Origin of the sequence: Rhodoferax potami, from assembly GCF_032193805.1 — a bacterium.
Lineage (GTDB): Bacteria > Pseudomonadota > Gammaproteobacteria > Burkholderiales > Burkholderiaceae_C > Allorhodoferax > Allorhodoferax potami_A.
The window spans coordinates 1,861,193-1,874,704 of sequence record NZ_JAVBIK010000001.1 but is presented as its reverse complement, the minus strand read 5'-3'; the positions used below and the strand labels follow the sequence as shown (position 1 = coordinate 1,874,704).

Annotated in this window: 12 protein-coding genes; 7 read left to right on the top strand and 5 right to left on the bottom strand. The window is 60.5% G+C overall.

What is annotated here, in order from left to right; genetic code table 11:
* The first annotated feature begins 43 nt into the window (after positions 1–43).
* The 3 genes from RAE19_RS08920 to RAE19_RS08910 all read left to right on the top strand — a co-directional run bounded on the left by RAE19_RS08920 (position 44) and on the right by RAE19_RS08910 (position 5,574).
* Entirely contained in the window at positions 44–991 is a 948-nt protein-coding gene (locus tag RAE19_RS08920) for a DMT family transporter (RefSeq protein WP_313874543.1), read from the top strand.
* Between the two features lie 222 nt (positions 992–1,213).
* On the top strand, positions 1,214–2,488 hold the full coding sequence (locus RAE19_RS08915; RefSeq protein ID WP_313874542.1) for an efflux RND transporter periplasmic adaptor subunit: 1,275 nt from the start codon (positions 1,214–1,216) through the stop codon (positions 2,486–2,488).
* A complete protein-coding gene (locus RAE19_RS08910; RefSeq protein WP_313874541.1) occupies positions 2,485–5,574 on the top strand; it encodes an efflux RND transporter permease subunit in 3,090 nt (1,029 codons plus the stop codon). The genes RAE19_RS08915 and RAE19_RS08910 overlap by 4 nt, the downstream gene beginning before the upstream one ends.
* Here the strand turns inward: RAE19_RS08910 and RAE19_RS08905 are convergent.
* A complete protein-coding gene (locus tag RAE19_RS08905; protein ID WP_313874540.1) occupies positions 5,571–6,320 on the bottom strand; it encodes a TerC family protein in 750 nt (249 codons plus the stop codon). The two genes, RAE19_RS08910 and RAE19_RS08905, sit on opposite strands and share 4 nt — an antisense overlap.
* A gap of 98 nt (positions 6,321–6,418) precedes the next feature.
* On the opposite strand from RAE19_RS08905, the gene otnI reads away from it, so the two are divergent.
* The 3 genes from otnI to RAE19_RS08890 are packed head-to-tail and all read left to right on the top strand — an operon-like array spanning position 6,419 to position 8,906.
* Positions 6,419–7,231: a 2-oxo-tetronate isomerase gene (gene otnI, locus RAE19_RS08900; protein WP_313874539.1), complete on the top strand. Its 813-nt coding sequence runs from the start codon at positions 6,419–6,421 to the stop codon at positions 7,229–7,231.
* Positions 7,232–7,248: 17 nt separating this feature from the next.
* Positions 7,249–8,235, top strand: coding sequence for an MYG1 family protein (locus RAE19_RS08895; RefSeq protein WP_313874538.1), 987 nt, complete (start codon positions 7,249–7,251; stop codon positions 8,233–8,235).
* On the top strand, positions 8,232–8,906 hold the full coding sequence (locus RAE19_RS08890) for an Mpv17/PMP22 family protein (protein WP_313874537.1): 675 nt from the start codon (positions 8,232–8,234) through the stop codon (positions 8,904–8,906). The genes RAE19_RS08895 and RAE19_RS08890 overlap by 4 nt, the downstream gene beginning before the upstream one ends.
* Before the next feature lie 49 nt (positions 8,907–8,955).
* Here the strand turns inward: RAE19_RS08890 and RAE19_RS08885 are convergent, their stop codons facing one another.
* Together RAE19_RS08885 and yghU are read right to left on the bottom strand one after the other, a co-directional pair.
* A complete protein-coding gene (locus RAE19_RS08885) occupies positions 8,956–9,549 on the bottom strand; it encodes a tRNA-uridine aminocarboxypropyltransferase (RefSeq protein WP_313874536.1) in 594 nt (197 codons plus the stop codon).
* Positions 9,550–9,613: 64 nt separating this feature from the next.
* On the bottom strand, positions 9,614–10,471 hold the full coding sequence (gene yghU, locus RAE19_RS08880) for a glutathione-dependent disulfide-bond oxidoreductase (RefSeq protein WP_313874535.1): 858 nt from the start codon (positions 10,469–10,471) through the stop codon (positions 9,614–9,616).
* Positions 10,472–10,574: 103 nt separating this feature from the next.
* Here yghU and RAE19_RS08875 point away from each other — a divergent pair, with 103 nt between their 5' ends.
* Positions 10,575–10,919, top strand: coding sequence for a DMT family protein (locus RAE19_RS08875; protein WP_313874534.1), 345 nt, complete (start codon positions 10,575–10,577; stop codon positions 10,917–10,919).
* A gap of 80 nt (positions 10,920–10,999) precedes the next feature.
* Here the strand turns inward: RAE19_RS08875 and RAE19_RS08870 are convergent, their stop codons facing one another.
* Together RAE19_RS08870 and dinD are read right to left on the bottom strand one after the other, a co-directional pair.
* The gene (locus RAE19_RS08870) at positions 11,000–12,625 is read right to left on the bottom strand and encodes a type I restriction-modification system subunit M (protein WP_313874533.1); all 1,626 of its coding nucleotides are present in this window, start codon (positions 12,623–12,625) and stop codon (positions 11,000–11,002) included.
* Positions 12,626–12,628: 3 nt separating this feature from the next.
* Positions 12,629–13,492: a DNA damage-inducible protein D gene (gene dinD / locus RAE19_RS08865; RefSeq protein ID WP_313874532.1), complete on the bottom strand. Its 864-nt coding sequence runs from the start codon at positions 13,490–13,492 to the stop codon at positions 12,629–12,631.
* Positions 13,493–13,512: the final 20 nt, after the last annotated feature.

Genomic DNA, 13,512 nt, shown 5'->3' with positions numbered 1-13,512 from the left:
CCGTCAGCTGAATAATCGGTCGATTGATTGGTATGGGAGAGTTATGGATACGCGCAAACCGGTGGATGGGTCCGCCGTCCTGTTGATGATGGTCTTGTGTGCCACCTGGGGCATGCAGCAGGTGGTGCTCAAAGCCACCGCTGCGGATATTGCGCCGGTCATGCAAATTGCCCTGCGGTCGGGCGTGGCCGCCTTGCTGGTGGGTTTGGTGATGTGGTGGCGTGGCGAGTCCATGTCGCTGCGCGATGGAACGCTGGTGCCGGGCTTGGCGGTCGGTGTGTTTTTTGCCACGGAGTTTTTGCTGGTGGCCGAGGGCCTGCGCCACACCAGTGCGTCGCACATGGTGGTGTTTTTGTACACCGCTCCGATTTTTGCAGCGCTGGGTTTGCACTGGCGGATTCCTGCGGAGCGCCTGAGTGGTTTGCAGTGGAGCGGTATCGCGATTGCCTTTGCCGGTATTGCCATGACCTTCCTGGGCCGTGGGCATGGGGCTGCCACCGGTGCCGCTGCAACGGGCAGCACCTTGTGGGGGGACTTCTTGGGGGTGCTCGCTGCTATTGCCTGGGCGGCTACGACCGTGGTGGTGCGCTGCTCCAGCCTTGCCAAAGCCCAGCCTTCCAAAACTTTGCAGTACCAATTAGTGATGGCATTCGGGGTGTTGCTGTGCGCTGCCTGGCTGTCGGGGCAGGCCCAGGTGAACTTCACACCCCGCGTGTGGGCCAGCCTTGCGTTTCACGCGGTGGTGGTGTCGTTTGCCAGCTTTCTGGCCTGGTTCTGGTTGTTGCGCCACTACCTGGCGTCGCGGTTGGGCGTGTTCTCGTTCATGACGCCCTTGTTCGGCATGTTGTTCGGTGCCTGGTTGCTCGATGAGCCGATTGAGGCCGGTTTTCTGGTCGGTGCGATTCCGGTGTTGGTGGGCATCGTGCTCGTGAGCGCAGGCCCATGGTTAGGGCAGATCTGGGCAGACACCTTCAAGGCCCGTACGCGTTAATCGCCCGGAGCGGCGAGGGAAAACCTGTCTTGGTTTTGCCACGCAGCAGTCATAGACTGGCGGGCGCTGCGTGGTGGGCGCAAACTTTACAGATGCTTTGCATCCTGGTCGGATTTAATCCGGTGAGTTCGCGTCTTAGCAACCTATGATTAAAAATGAAGGCCGAACGCCCGCGTTTGTGCTGTTCTCCCTCCAACCTGCCCCCTTGTTGTTGCCCTGCCCATGAAATTTCATCGTGCCAAAGTTGTGCTGGCGTACTCCGCCCTGCCCTTGTTGATGTGGGGTTGCTCCGGCAAGTCCGAGACTGCTTCTACCGCTCCCGCAACCGCCGCCTCCGGCGCAGCCGGCCCGGCTGCCGCACCGGCGAGTGCCGCAGCCAGCGCACCGGCCGGTGGCCCGGCGTCGGTGACTACCGTGAAGGCCCAGAAAAAAGACCTCAACGTCACCCTCAAGGCCAGTGGCACCGTTGTGCCACTCAATGTGGTCGACGTACGCACCCAGATGAACAGCACCATCAAAAGTGTGCATTTCAAAGAAGGGCAGTTCGTCAAGGCCGGTCAGTTGCTGTTCACCCTGGACGCCCGCAGCGACGAGGCCAATGTGGCCAAGGCCGCCGCGCAGTTGGCCAAAGACAATGTGTCGCTGGCCGATGCCAAGCGCCAGTTTGAGCGCGCTAAGCAGTTGTTTGCGCAAAACTTTATTTCCCAAGGATCGGTCGATACCGCCCAAGCGCTGGTCGACAGTGTGAATGCCACCGTGGTGGCCGACCAGGCCGCGCTGGATGCGGCCAAAGTCGCCTTGTCGTATTCCCGCATCGTGGCGCCGGCATCCGGCCGTGCCGGTGCGGTCAATGTTTTTGTGGGCAGCGCAGTGCAGGTGAACGTGACCAGTCTGGTCACCATCACCCAGTTGGACCCGGTAGGCATCCAGTTCAGCATTCCCCAGCGCAACCTGAGCGACGCGCTCGCCGCACTGAAGGAGGGCGCCTCGGTCAAGGCCACGCTGGCTGATGGCGGCGGCACCTTCAAAGGCAAGTTGCAATTTGTGGACAGCGCCGTCGACGCGAGCTCGGGGGCCGTGAAGGCCAAGGCAGTGTTCGCCAACGCCGACAACAAGCTCTGGCCCGGCGCATTTGCCGAAGTGCAGCAAACCATTGCCAATATCCCCGATGCGGTGGTGATTCCTGTCGCCTCCATCGTGCAAGGCGCACGCGGCACGATTGTGTATGTGGTGGAAGACGGCAAAGCGGTACTCAAACCGATCAAGCTGGTGTATTCCGAAGCGGGCGACGCCGCAGTGACCGGTATCAAAGCCGGTGATGCGGTGGTGCAAGAAGGCAAACAAAACCTGCGGCCCAATGTGCCGGTGGTAGAGCGCGCCAAAGAGAGCCCAGAGGGCAAAGGCAAGCCCAAAGACGGCGACGCCAAATCCTCAGACGCCAAAGCCCCGGATGCCAAGCCCGCCGCCAGTGATGCAGCCAAGCCCGCCACACCATGAACATCTCTGAACATTTCATCCGCCGTCCGGTGATGACGGTGCTACTCAACCTCGCCATCGTGATGGCGGGGGTGATCGGGTTTCGCAGCATTCCGGTAGCGGCTTTGCCGAGTTACGACACGCCGGTGATCAATGTCTCTGCGTCTCTCGCCGGTGCGAGCCCGGAGACCATGGCGACATCGGTGGCGCTGCCGCTCGAAAAACAATTCCAGACGGTACCGGGTCTCAAAACCATCAGCTCCACCAGCACGTTGGGCAGTACCTCGCTCACGCTGGAGTTTGAAGAGTCCCGCAATATCGATGCGGCGGCTGTCGACGTGCAAGCCGCTTTGCTGCGCGCGCAGCGTGCCTTGCCCTCCGACATGACCAACCCGCCGTCGTACCGCAAGGTGAACCCTGCGGATGCCCCGGTCTTGCTGGTGGCTTTGCAGTCCCCCTCGCTGTCGCCGGCCGAGTTGCAGGATTACGCCGAGCACCTGATCGTGCCGACCCTCTCTACCGTGAGCGGTGTGGCGCAGGTCAACGTGTTCGGCTCCAAGCGCTATGCGGTGCGGGTGCGGGTGCAGCCGCAGGCGCTGGCCGCCCGCAACATCGGGCTGGATGAAATCAGCGCGGCCCTGAGAGCGGCCAACGTGAATACACCGGTGGGTACCCTCGAAGGCCCCAAGCAGACGCTGGTGCTCCAGGCCAATAAGCAACTGCGCAATGCGTCCGAATTTGCCGATCTGATTGTGAGCACCAAGGGCGGCAACCCGGTGCGCCTGCGCGATGTGGCCAAGGTGGAAGACAGCCTGGAAACACTCCGCAGCTGGGCCACCCTGAATGGCGAGCCCTCGATTACTCTGGCGGTGCAACGCCAGCCGGGCGCTAATACGGTGCAGGTGGTGGACTCCATCCGCGCGGCATTGCCTGCCCTGCAAACCCAGATGCCGGCCTCGGTGAAGATGACGCCGGTGAACGACCGCTCTTTGTCGGTGCGGGAAGCCTTGCACGACGTCACGCTCACGCTGATCGGCACCATCATTCTGGTGGTGCTGGTGATCTTTTTGTTTTTGCGCCGTTTTGTGGCTACGGTCATTCCAGCCTTGTCGCTGCCGGTGTCGCTGGTCGGTGCGGTGGCATTGCTTTGGGGCCTGAACTACAGCCTCGACAACATCTCGCTTTTGGGCCTGACCCTCGCTGTCGGCCTGGTGGTGGACGATGCCATTGTGGTGCTGGAGAACATCATCCGCCACGTGGAAAAGGGTGAGAACGCGTTTCAGGCGGCCCTGCGCGGTGCGCGCGAAGTGGGCTTCACCATTATTTCGATCTCGGTGTCGCTGATCGCGGTGTTCATTCCCATCTTTTTCATGCCCGGCGTGATCGGCCTGTTGTTCCACGAGTTTGCGGTGGTGGTGGGCCTGTCGATTGTGGTCTCGGCGTTTGTGTCGCTGACCCTGGTGCCCATGCTGGCCAGCCGCTTTTTGAAAGATGAGGCGCACATGAAGCGCCCCGGTGTCGTGGTGCGCAGCTTTGAGCGCGCCTTCAACGCCACCTTCGCCGGCTACACCCGCATGCTGGACTTGGCGTTGGCCCACCGCTGGGTGATTTTGGCCATTGCGCTGTCTACCTTTGTTGCCACTGCCTGGCTGTTGCAAGTGATCCCGAAAGGATTTTTCCCGGAGGAAGACATCGGTCAAATCCAGGTTACGACCGAGGCCGCAGAAGACACGTCGTTCACCGCCATGGTGGCCCTGCAAGAGCGGGCGGCTGAAATCATCCGCAAAGATCCGAACGTGGCGGTGGTCAGCTCATTCAACGGGGGAGGCGGTGCGCAAAACACCGGTCGCATGTTTGTGACGCTCAAACCTCAGTCCGAACGCGAGCCCATGAAAAAAGTGGTCGAAGGCCTGCGCAAGAAATTGCGGGGCGTGGCCGGGATCAACGTGTTCATGCGCCCCACCCAAAACTTGCAGCTCGGCGGCCGCCAGAGCAAGGCGCAGTACCAGTACATCTTGCAGAGCATCCGGGCGGACGAGCTCAGCACTTGGGCCCAGAAGCTGCAAGAGAAACTGCGCTCTGACCCGATGTTCCGCGACGTGACCAGCGACTCCCAGCTGCGCGGTTTGCAAGCGCAACTCAAAATCGACCGCGACCGCGCCAACTCACTAGGCGTGTCGGTTGACAGCATCCGAACCGCCCTGTTCAGTGCGTTCGGTGAGCGCCAGGTGTCCACCATTTACCTGCCGACCGACAGCTACCAGGTCATCATGGAAGTCGCGCCCGAGGCCAAGCAAGACGAATCTGCCATCAACGGCATTTACGTGCGCTCCAGCAACGGCGGGCTGGTGCCCCTGAGCAGCTTTACTACTGTGGAGCGCTCGGTCGGCCCGACCTCGATCAACCACGTGGGCCAACTGCAAGCGGTGACCGTGTCGTTCAACCTGGCGCCCGGTGCCGCGCTGGGCGATGCCACTGCCAAGATCGATGCAGCCCGCGAGGCCATCCAGATGCCGAGCTCCATCATCAGCAGCTACGGCGGCGATGCCGCAGTGTTTAAAAACTCGCAAGGCAGCCAAGCCATCCTGATCATTGCGGCGCTGCTCGTGATTTACGTTTTGCTGGGGGTGCTGTATGAGAGCTATATCCACCCCATCACCATCCTGGCCGGCCTGCCTTCAGCAGCCACCGGCGCGCTGGCGACGCTGATGTTTTTCGGTCAGGACTTGACCCTGATTGCTACTATCGGCTTGGTCTTGCTCATCGGGATTGTGAAGAAAAACGCGATCATGATGATCGACTTTGCGCTCGATGCGCAGCGTCATATGGGCATGACGCCGGCAGAGGCGATTCGCGAGGCTTGTATCTTGCGCTTCCGCCCAATCATGATGACCACGCTGGCCGCGCTCATGGGGGCTTTGCCGATTGCCCTTGGAATCGGCGCCGGCGCCGAGCTGCGTCAGCCCTTGGGCTTGGCAGTGGTGGGCGGCCTGATTTTTTCGCAGGCCATCACCTTGTTCATCACGCCGGTGCTTTATCTGCTGCTCGAACGCTTTAGCGGCACCGGCCCCATCGTGACGCCGGAGGCCGCTCAGGTCGAGGTTTAAGAACCCGTCTGGGCCTTGCGCTTGCCGCGGGCCCGGATGTTCAAGGCTTCTACCGCCAGCGAGAAAGCCATGGCAGCGTAGATATAGCCCTTGGGGATTTCCTGGTCAAACGCTTCTGCGGTGAGCGCCATGCCCACCATGACTAGGAACGCCAAGGCCAGCACCTTGACCGACGGGTGGCGGTCCACAAACTCACCGATCGGCTTGGCCGCCACCAGCATCACACCGACCGACACCACCACGGCGGCGACCATCACGCTGATCTGGTCGACCATGCCGACTGCGGTGATCACCGAGTCCAGCGAAAACACAATATCAATAATGGCAATCTGGCCGATGATGGACCAGAACAGTTTGGTACCGGCCGCCTTCATGACAGCGTCTTCGGTGGCAGCTGGGGCGTGTTCGTCGCGGGCTTCTACTTCCACAAAAATCTCGTGCGAGGCTTTGTAGAGCAAAAAGAGCCCGCCGGCCAGCAACACCAGGTCGCGCCCGCTGAAGCCCTTGCCGGCCACGCTGAACAAGTCTTCGGTCAGGCCCATGACCCAGCTCAGCGAAAACAGCAGCAACAGGCGCGACACCATCGCAAAGCCCAGGCCGAGGCGGCGTGCCTTGTCCCGCATGTGGGGTGGCAGGCGCCCGACCAGAATCGAGATGAAGATGATGTTGTCAATGCCCAGCACGATTTCCAGTGCTGTCAGCATGGCAAAGGCAATCCAGACGTTCGGGTCGCTCAAAAATTCCATGGTCTTGTCCTTGTCAAAAAGAAGGTTGTTCTGGCCGCCATCCTAGCCGCTTGGCGTGACCGTGGCATCCCCAAGTCGGCCGGTACACTTTCACGGCTATGCCCCGCTTTGCCGCCAACCTTTCGCTGCTCTACAACGAGCACCCCTTTCTGGACCGATTTGCCGCTGCTGCGGCCGACGGCTTCACGGGGGTGGAGTTCTTGTTTCCATACGCCTTTGCCGTCAAAGAGCTGGCGGCGCGCTTGCAAACCCATGGCCTGCAACAGGTGCTACTCAATGCACCGCCCGGTGATTGGGATGCCGGTGAACGCGGCATTGCCGCGCTGCCCGGGCGGGAGGCCGAGTTCCAAGCCGGTTTCGCCCGCGCGCTGGAATATGCCCATGCCCTCGATTGCCCCCGCATTCACGTGCTCGCCGGCGTGTTGCCGCCCGGTGCAGACCCCGCCGCCTGCCACGAGACCTACCTGCGCAACTTGCAATGGGCCGGCGCGCAGGCGGCATCGGCGGGCCGTGCGGTGCTGGTGGAGCCGATCAACACCCGCGACTTTCCGGGTTACCTGTTGCAAACACAGGCCCAGGCCCACGCCATCGTGCAAGCGGTGGGGGCGCCCAACCTGCAAGTGCAGTTCGACCTGTACCACTGCCAGATCATGGAAGGCGATGTCGCCACCAAGATCCGCGAATACTTGCCCACCGGGCGCGTTGGTCACTTTCAGATTGCCGGTGTGCCCGGCCGTCACGAGCCCGACGTGGGGGAGTTGAATTACCCGTATCTGCTGGACGTGATCGACGAAGTGTCGGCCGCGTGTGGCTGGGACGGCTGGGTGGGCTGCGAATACCGCCCCCGGCGTGGCGTGGTGCCGGGCGCCACCCGCGAGGGCTTGGGCTGGCTGCAACGCCGATCAGGGTAAGTCCCTAAAATCGGCGGATGACTGAAACCTCCACCACCGTAATCGCCACCCACAGTGGCACCTTCCATGCCGACGACGTATTCGGCGTGGGCATTTTGATGGGGGTGTTTCCCTCGCACCGCTTGGTTCGCACCCGTAAACAAGAGCTGATCGACGCGGCTGATTTCGCGGTCGATGTGGGGGGCGTGTGGGATGCCGCCAAAGGCCGCTTCGACCACCACCAACGCGGATTCGATGGCGCCCGCCCGGTCCAACTGGTGGATGGCAACCCCGTACCCGGCGTGGGCTATGCCAGCGCGGGCTTGGTGTGGTCCCAGTACGGCACCGCCTATGTGCAGGCCTGGTGCACAGCTCAGGGCCACGCGCTGGATGCGGCAGCGATCGAGCAGATCGTGCGCTCCATCGACCACTCGCTGGTGCAGTACCTCGACATCGTAGACACCGGCCAGGGCGACGTGTCGCCCGGCATCTTCGGCCTCTCCAGCCTGATTGCCCAGCTCAACACCCATTGGCTCGAAGAAAAGGGCTTGGATCATGCGGCCAAGGCCCAGCTGCTGGAAACCCGCTTCCGCGAAGCGATTGCGATTACCCGCAAGTTTCTGGACCACGCCATCAGCAAAAAGGTGGCCCAGCTGCGCGCCATGGACACGGTGCGCCAGGCGCCGCGCCTGCTGGGCGGCCGGGTGCTGCACCTGCAAGAGGGCGGCATGCCTTGGACGCATGTGGTGTTGAATGAAATGCCCGAGGTGATGTTCGTGATTTACCCCGACTCCGATGGCGACCAGTACCAGATTAAAACCGTGCCGGTCGAAGCCGGCTCGTTCACCGCCCGCATGGACTTGCCTGCCAGCTGGGCCGGCCTGCGCGATGGCGAGTTGGCCGCAGTGAACGGCGTGGTTGACAGCGTGTTTTGCCACCTGAACCTGTTTATCGGTGGAGCTCGCAGCTTTGAAGGCGCGGTGAAGATGGCTGAGTTGGCGCTGGCGGACGCTGCCGCCGCATGACGACCCTGCAGTCACCCTCTGCCCTGCAACAAGTCCGCGCGGCTATCCGCGCCAACGCGCTGCCCGGCGTGCTGCTGTGGTGCGGCCTGGCTGTGCTGCTGCTGGCCTACGCCACCGTGCCCGCCTTCCAGCAGGGCCTGGCCCGCTGGGGCGATGTGAAAGAGGCGTGGGGCCTTGCGTTTGCATTCGTGTCTTACGTGGTGTTTGCGGTGCTGGTACCCGAGGGCTTGAGCGTGGCACTGGGCCGCCAGACCTGGACCCGCAAGACCACCCGCGACGTGCTCTACGCCGCGCTGGTGTTCGGCAGCATCGGCCTCACGGTGGATGTGCTGTACGGCGTGCAGGTGCATCTGTTTGGCGAGCAGAGCGATGCGCTCACGCTGGTCAAGAAGATGCTGTTTGACCAGTTTGTGTATTCGCCGGTGTCCAATTTTGTGATCGTTGCGCTGTTCGCCTGGCGCGAGGGCGGCTTCTCCCGCAAGACGCTGCGCCATTTGTTCTCTGCCGACTTTCTGGCCCACCAGTACCTGCCGGTGCTGATTGCCATGTGGTGCGTCTGGATACCCGGGGTGATGGTGATTTACTTCATGCCCACCGAGTTGCAGTTCCCGGTGGCGTCTTTGATTCTTGTCTTCTGGATTTTGATTTTCAAGTTCGTCCGCAAGGGTTAAACGCTACAAATTTAATAGCTGCTAGCGCACATTCCATGAGCGCTAGCAGCTATTTTTGTTTATAAACCAACTGCCCGGCCACGAATGCATCAAAGGCGGCTAGCAGAGGTTGCCAGTGTTCGGCCTTGCGCTCCAGCTGCGCCAACGCCGCGCAGGTGGCCTCCAGGGTAGAGAGCTGGTCCGGCGCATGCGCCTTGCGGATCGCGTAGCGGCCAGCCGGCACCTCGTCCAAGGCGAGGCGGGGTAGGCGCTGCAGGCCCGGGCTCAAGTGCAGCATCTTGCGGCTCTTGCGCCAGGTGGCGTCCAGCACCACCAAGCGCAGCGTCTCGGGGTGCTGCAGTTGCGCGGGCTCCAGCAGAGCGGGTGCCGCATGCCCCTCATACGCGGTGGGCGGGTACAGCAGCACCGTGGTGCGCGGCCCGGGCAGCAGGGCCTGCAGTGCGACCTCGTCAAACGCCTCGCCCACCACCAAGCGGCTGCCCGGCACGCTCAGGTGCAGCAGGCGCGCGCTGTTTTTGGCGTGGTGCACTTCCAGCGGGTGCTGCAAGATCAGCAGCTCGCAAGCACTCGCTGTGGGCACAGCCAAATGGCACAGGCAGGTGGCTTGCGGGCGTAAACAGTGGGGGCAGGTAGGGCGGCTCATGAACCGGCCAAACTCCACCGCCCTATCTGCAAACTCAACACCAAAGTGCGCACCCCCAGTGGCTTCAGGCCAAGGTCTTGCCGTCGAAGTCGCTGGCGCTGTGGCGCTCGCGCACTTGTTCAGACGGTTCGCCGGTCACCTTGTTCACCATGCGGCCGCGCTTGACGGCCGGGCGGGCGTAGAGCTGGTCTGCCCAGCGTTGCACGTGTTGGTATTCGTGCACGCTCAAGAATTCGGCAGCGCCATAGGCCCAGCCTTTGACCAGCCCGCCGTACCAGGGGAAGACCGCCATGTCGGCAATGGTGTACTCGCTGCCCGCCAGGTATTCGTTGTCGGCCAGGCGCCGGTCCAGCACGTCGAGCTCGCGCTTCACTTCCATGGCAAAGCGGTCAATCGCGTATTCAATCTTGGTGGGCGCGTAGGCGTAAAAGTGCCCGAAGCCGCCGCCCAGGTAGGGCGCACTGCCCATCTGCCAGAAGAGCCAGTTCAGGGTTTCGGTGCGGCCCGCAATGTCTTTGGGCACAAAGGCGCCGAACTTTTCAGCCAGGTACAGCAGGATGGAGCCCGACTCAAACACGCGCAAAGGCTCAGCCCCGCTGCGGTCCAGCAAGGCCGGAATCTTGGAGTTGGGGTTCACGTCCACAAAGCCGGAGCCGAACTGGTCGCCGTCGCGGATGTTGATCAACCACGCGTCGTACTCGGCACCGGTGTGGCCCAGCGCCAGCAGCTCTTCGAGCAGGATGGTCACTTTCACGCCATTGGGGGTGCCCAGCGAGTACAGCTGCAGCGGGTGCTTGCCCACCGGCAATTCTTTGTCATGCGTGGGGCCGGCAATGGGCCGATTGATGTTGGCGAACGCGCCGCCATTGTCTTTGTCCCAGGTCCAAACCTTGGGCGGCACGTAGGGGGAGGAGTCGGTCATGTGGGGTTCCGGGGTGATGGGGGGAGTATGGATTCCATGATATTCGTGAACCGCAAAACATGTCTGCGCGGGGGTGCTTGCTATGCCTCAGAGACAATGCCGCATGAGTACTTTTCTTCTCCTCGTTGCGTCCAATATCTTCATGACGTTTGCCTGGTACGGCCACCTCAAGTTCGGTCACGACTGGCCGCTGTGGCGGGTGATTCTTGTCTCTTGGGGTATAGCCTTTTTTGAGTACTGCCTGGCGGTGCCGGCCAACCGATTGGGCTACGGCGAGTTCTCCGGCTTTCAGCTCAAGATTTTGCAAGAGGTGGTGACACTCACCGTCTTCGTCGGCTTTGCGGTACTGGTATTGAAAGAGAAGTTCGCTTGGAACTATGTGGCCGCGTTTGTGTGTCTGGGTGGCGCGGCGTTCTTTGCGTTTGCCTTCAAGGCGCCGGCCGCTTGAGGCACATTCAGTACGTATATTGCTCCTGATTTAGGAGCAATATGCGCAGTCTATATGTGGGTTAGAGCTTGTTTTCCCTGCTACGGAAGCAGTTTTAGTCCGAGTTCTTCTAAAAAGCCGTTGTGCTTGTCCTTAGCTGCAGCGATGGCCTTCTCAATCTCCACCAGCTCGCGGTGGGTTACCTCCAGGTCAATCTCCGCCTCGCCCACTGCGGTGCTGATGTAACGCGAGATGTTCAAGTTGAACTCATTCTTCTCAATCTCGGCCATCCCGACGCGGCGTGAGTAGCGTGCTTCTTCCTCGCGGAATTGGTAGGTCTTGATGATCTTGGCAATATGCGCGTTTGACAATTGGTTCTGGCGCTTGCCCTTGTCAAAGTCCGCTGCTGCATTGATGAACAGCACGTCGTCCGGCTTCTTGCACTTCTTCAGCACCAAGATGCATACCGGAATGCCTGTGGAATAAAACAGGTTAGACGGTAGACCAATCACCGTGTCGATGTGGCCGTCCTTCAGCAGCTTGGTGCGGATGCGCTCTTCTGCTCCGCCACGGAACAACACGCCGTGGGGCAGGATGATGGCCATCACGCCCTCGTCTTTGAGGAAGTGAAAGCCGTGCAGCAAAAAGGCAAAGTCCGCCGCCGACTTGGGTGCCAAGCCATGGCTTTTGAAGCGTACGTCGTCGCCCATGGCTTCGGTCGGCTCCCAGCGGTAGCTAAATGGCGGGTTGGCCACGATGGCGTCAAACGACGGCTTTTTGGCTGGGTTTAGCTCTCGAAGGATGTCCCAGTCGTTGGTGAGCGTGTCACCGTGGAAGATTTCAAACTCCGTGTCCTTCACCCCGTGTAGCAGCATGTTCATGCGCGCTAGGTTGTAGGTGGTGATGTTCTTCTCTTGCCCGTAAATCCTGCCGATGGTGCCGCCAGCTTCCTTGGTCTTTTTGCGCACGTTCAGCAGCAGCGAGCCTGAGCCGCACGCAAAGTCCATCACGTTTTCCAGCCGTTGTTTCACACCTGTGCGGGGCTCTTGGCTATCTAGCGTGACTATGGTGGAAAGAATGTCGGAGATTTGCTGCGGCGTATAAAACTCGCCCGCCTTCTTGCCCGAGCCAGCGGCAAACTGGCCAATCAGGTACTCATACGCATCACCCAAGGTATCCAGCTTGTCAGAGAACTCTGCCAGCCCATCAGCGATCTTTTTGATGATGACGCACAGCTTGGCATTGCGCTCTGGGTAGCCCTTGCCAAGCTTGGACGAACCTAGGTCAATTTCAGAAAACAAGCCCTGGAAGGTGCTTTCAAATGATTCAGTCTCGATGTACTTAAAGCCTGCTTGCAGCGTGTTGAGTAGCTCATCACTTTGGGTGCGAGCCATATTGGCAATGCTGCTCCACAAGTGCTGGGGCTGGACCACGTAGTGCACCTTGCGGCGCATTTGCTTTTCAAACGCCGTCACATCTGCCGGGTTGTTGGCGTACCACAGCGCCAGCGGTACGGGGCGCGCACTGCTGTCGTCTTTCTTTTCCACCTGCGGGTAGTCACTGCCTAGCTCCTTCTTGGCCGCTGCCTCGTAGTTGTCAGACAGGTAACGCAGGAAAAGGAACGACAACATGTAGTCACGGAAATCATCCGCATCCATGGCCCCGCGCAGTTGATCGGCAATAGCCCAAAGGGTGTTGCCCAGTTGTTTTTGGTTTTGTTCTGTCATGGTTTATTGATTGCCGTTCTGCGGCGGTGGAAGCGTTTTGGTGCGCTCTGCCAATTTCTTGTCTTCTGTTTTGACCCTGCGCTCCAGCTTCTTCAGGTCTTCTTCAGCCGCGAGTTTTTCCGGCTGAATACCTCGCTGCCCCAGCATGTCGCGTACGCTCTCGTTGTTTTTTACATGTTCATGCGTGATGGCTGGTTCACCACGCAAGTTGTCTTGCTGCACATTGTGGTTGGTCATTTCGGTAGCCAGGTTTTTGGCCGCAATCGTCAGCGTTGGCAAAAAATCAGCCAGTGGTCGGCTGGCCACAATGCCGTATTTGTTTTTCATCGCCAGCGTGGTGTGGCCGCCAAACAGCGCTTGGTCACCACGCGAGCGGATACGACCAAAACCGGCATCATCCACGCCACGTTCGTAAATGTTTTGCGATAGCGCTTTCTCTGACTCCTTGAGCCTGTCACGAGCTTCCATGCGCGCTTGCAGGCGCATGCGGTCTTCAATCAGCTCTTGCTTGCGGGTTTGTACGGCAAAGTAGGTTTGTGCAAAGGCAATTTCCTGTTTGCGTGAGTCGCCGTTTTGGGCAATCAGGTAGCAGGCATAGCGGGTAAGCATGAAATCATCAATTTCCCTTTCACCGCCTTTTCCAAGGGCGATCATTTTCGTGACGCCACGAAAATGATCCAAAACCCCATGTCCAGAGGCTTCGCACGATTGCATGGCACGCTGGATGGCGGTTTGAAAGTTCTCCCAACGGGCATAGCCCAAGGGCGTTTGCAAATCTCGGGCAAACCAAAATTCGATGCCCTCTGCATCTGCGCGTTGGGCGCCAGCTTCCAGGCTGGTTTGCAAGGCTTTTAGGTGTTCATCCATAGTGTTTCCTCCACAGGCGC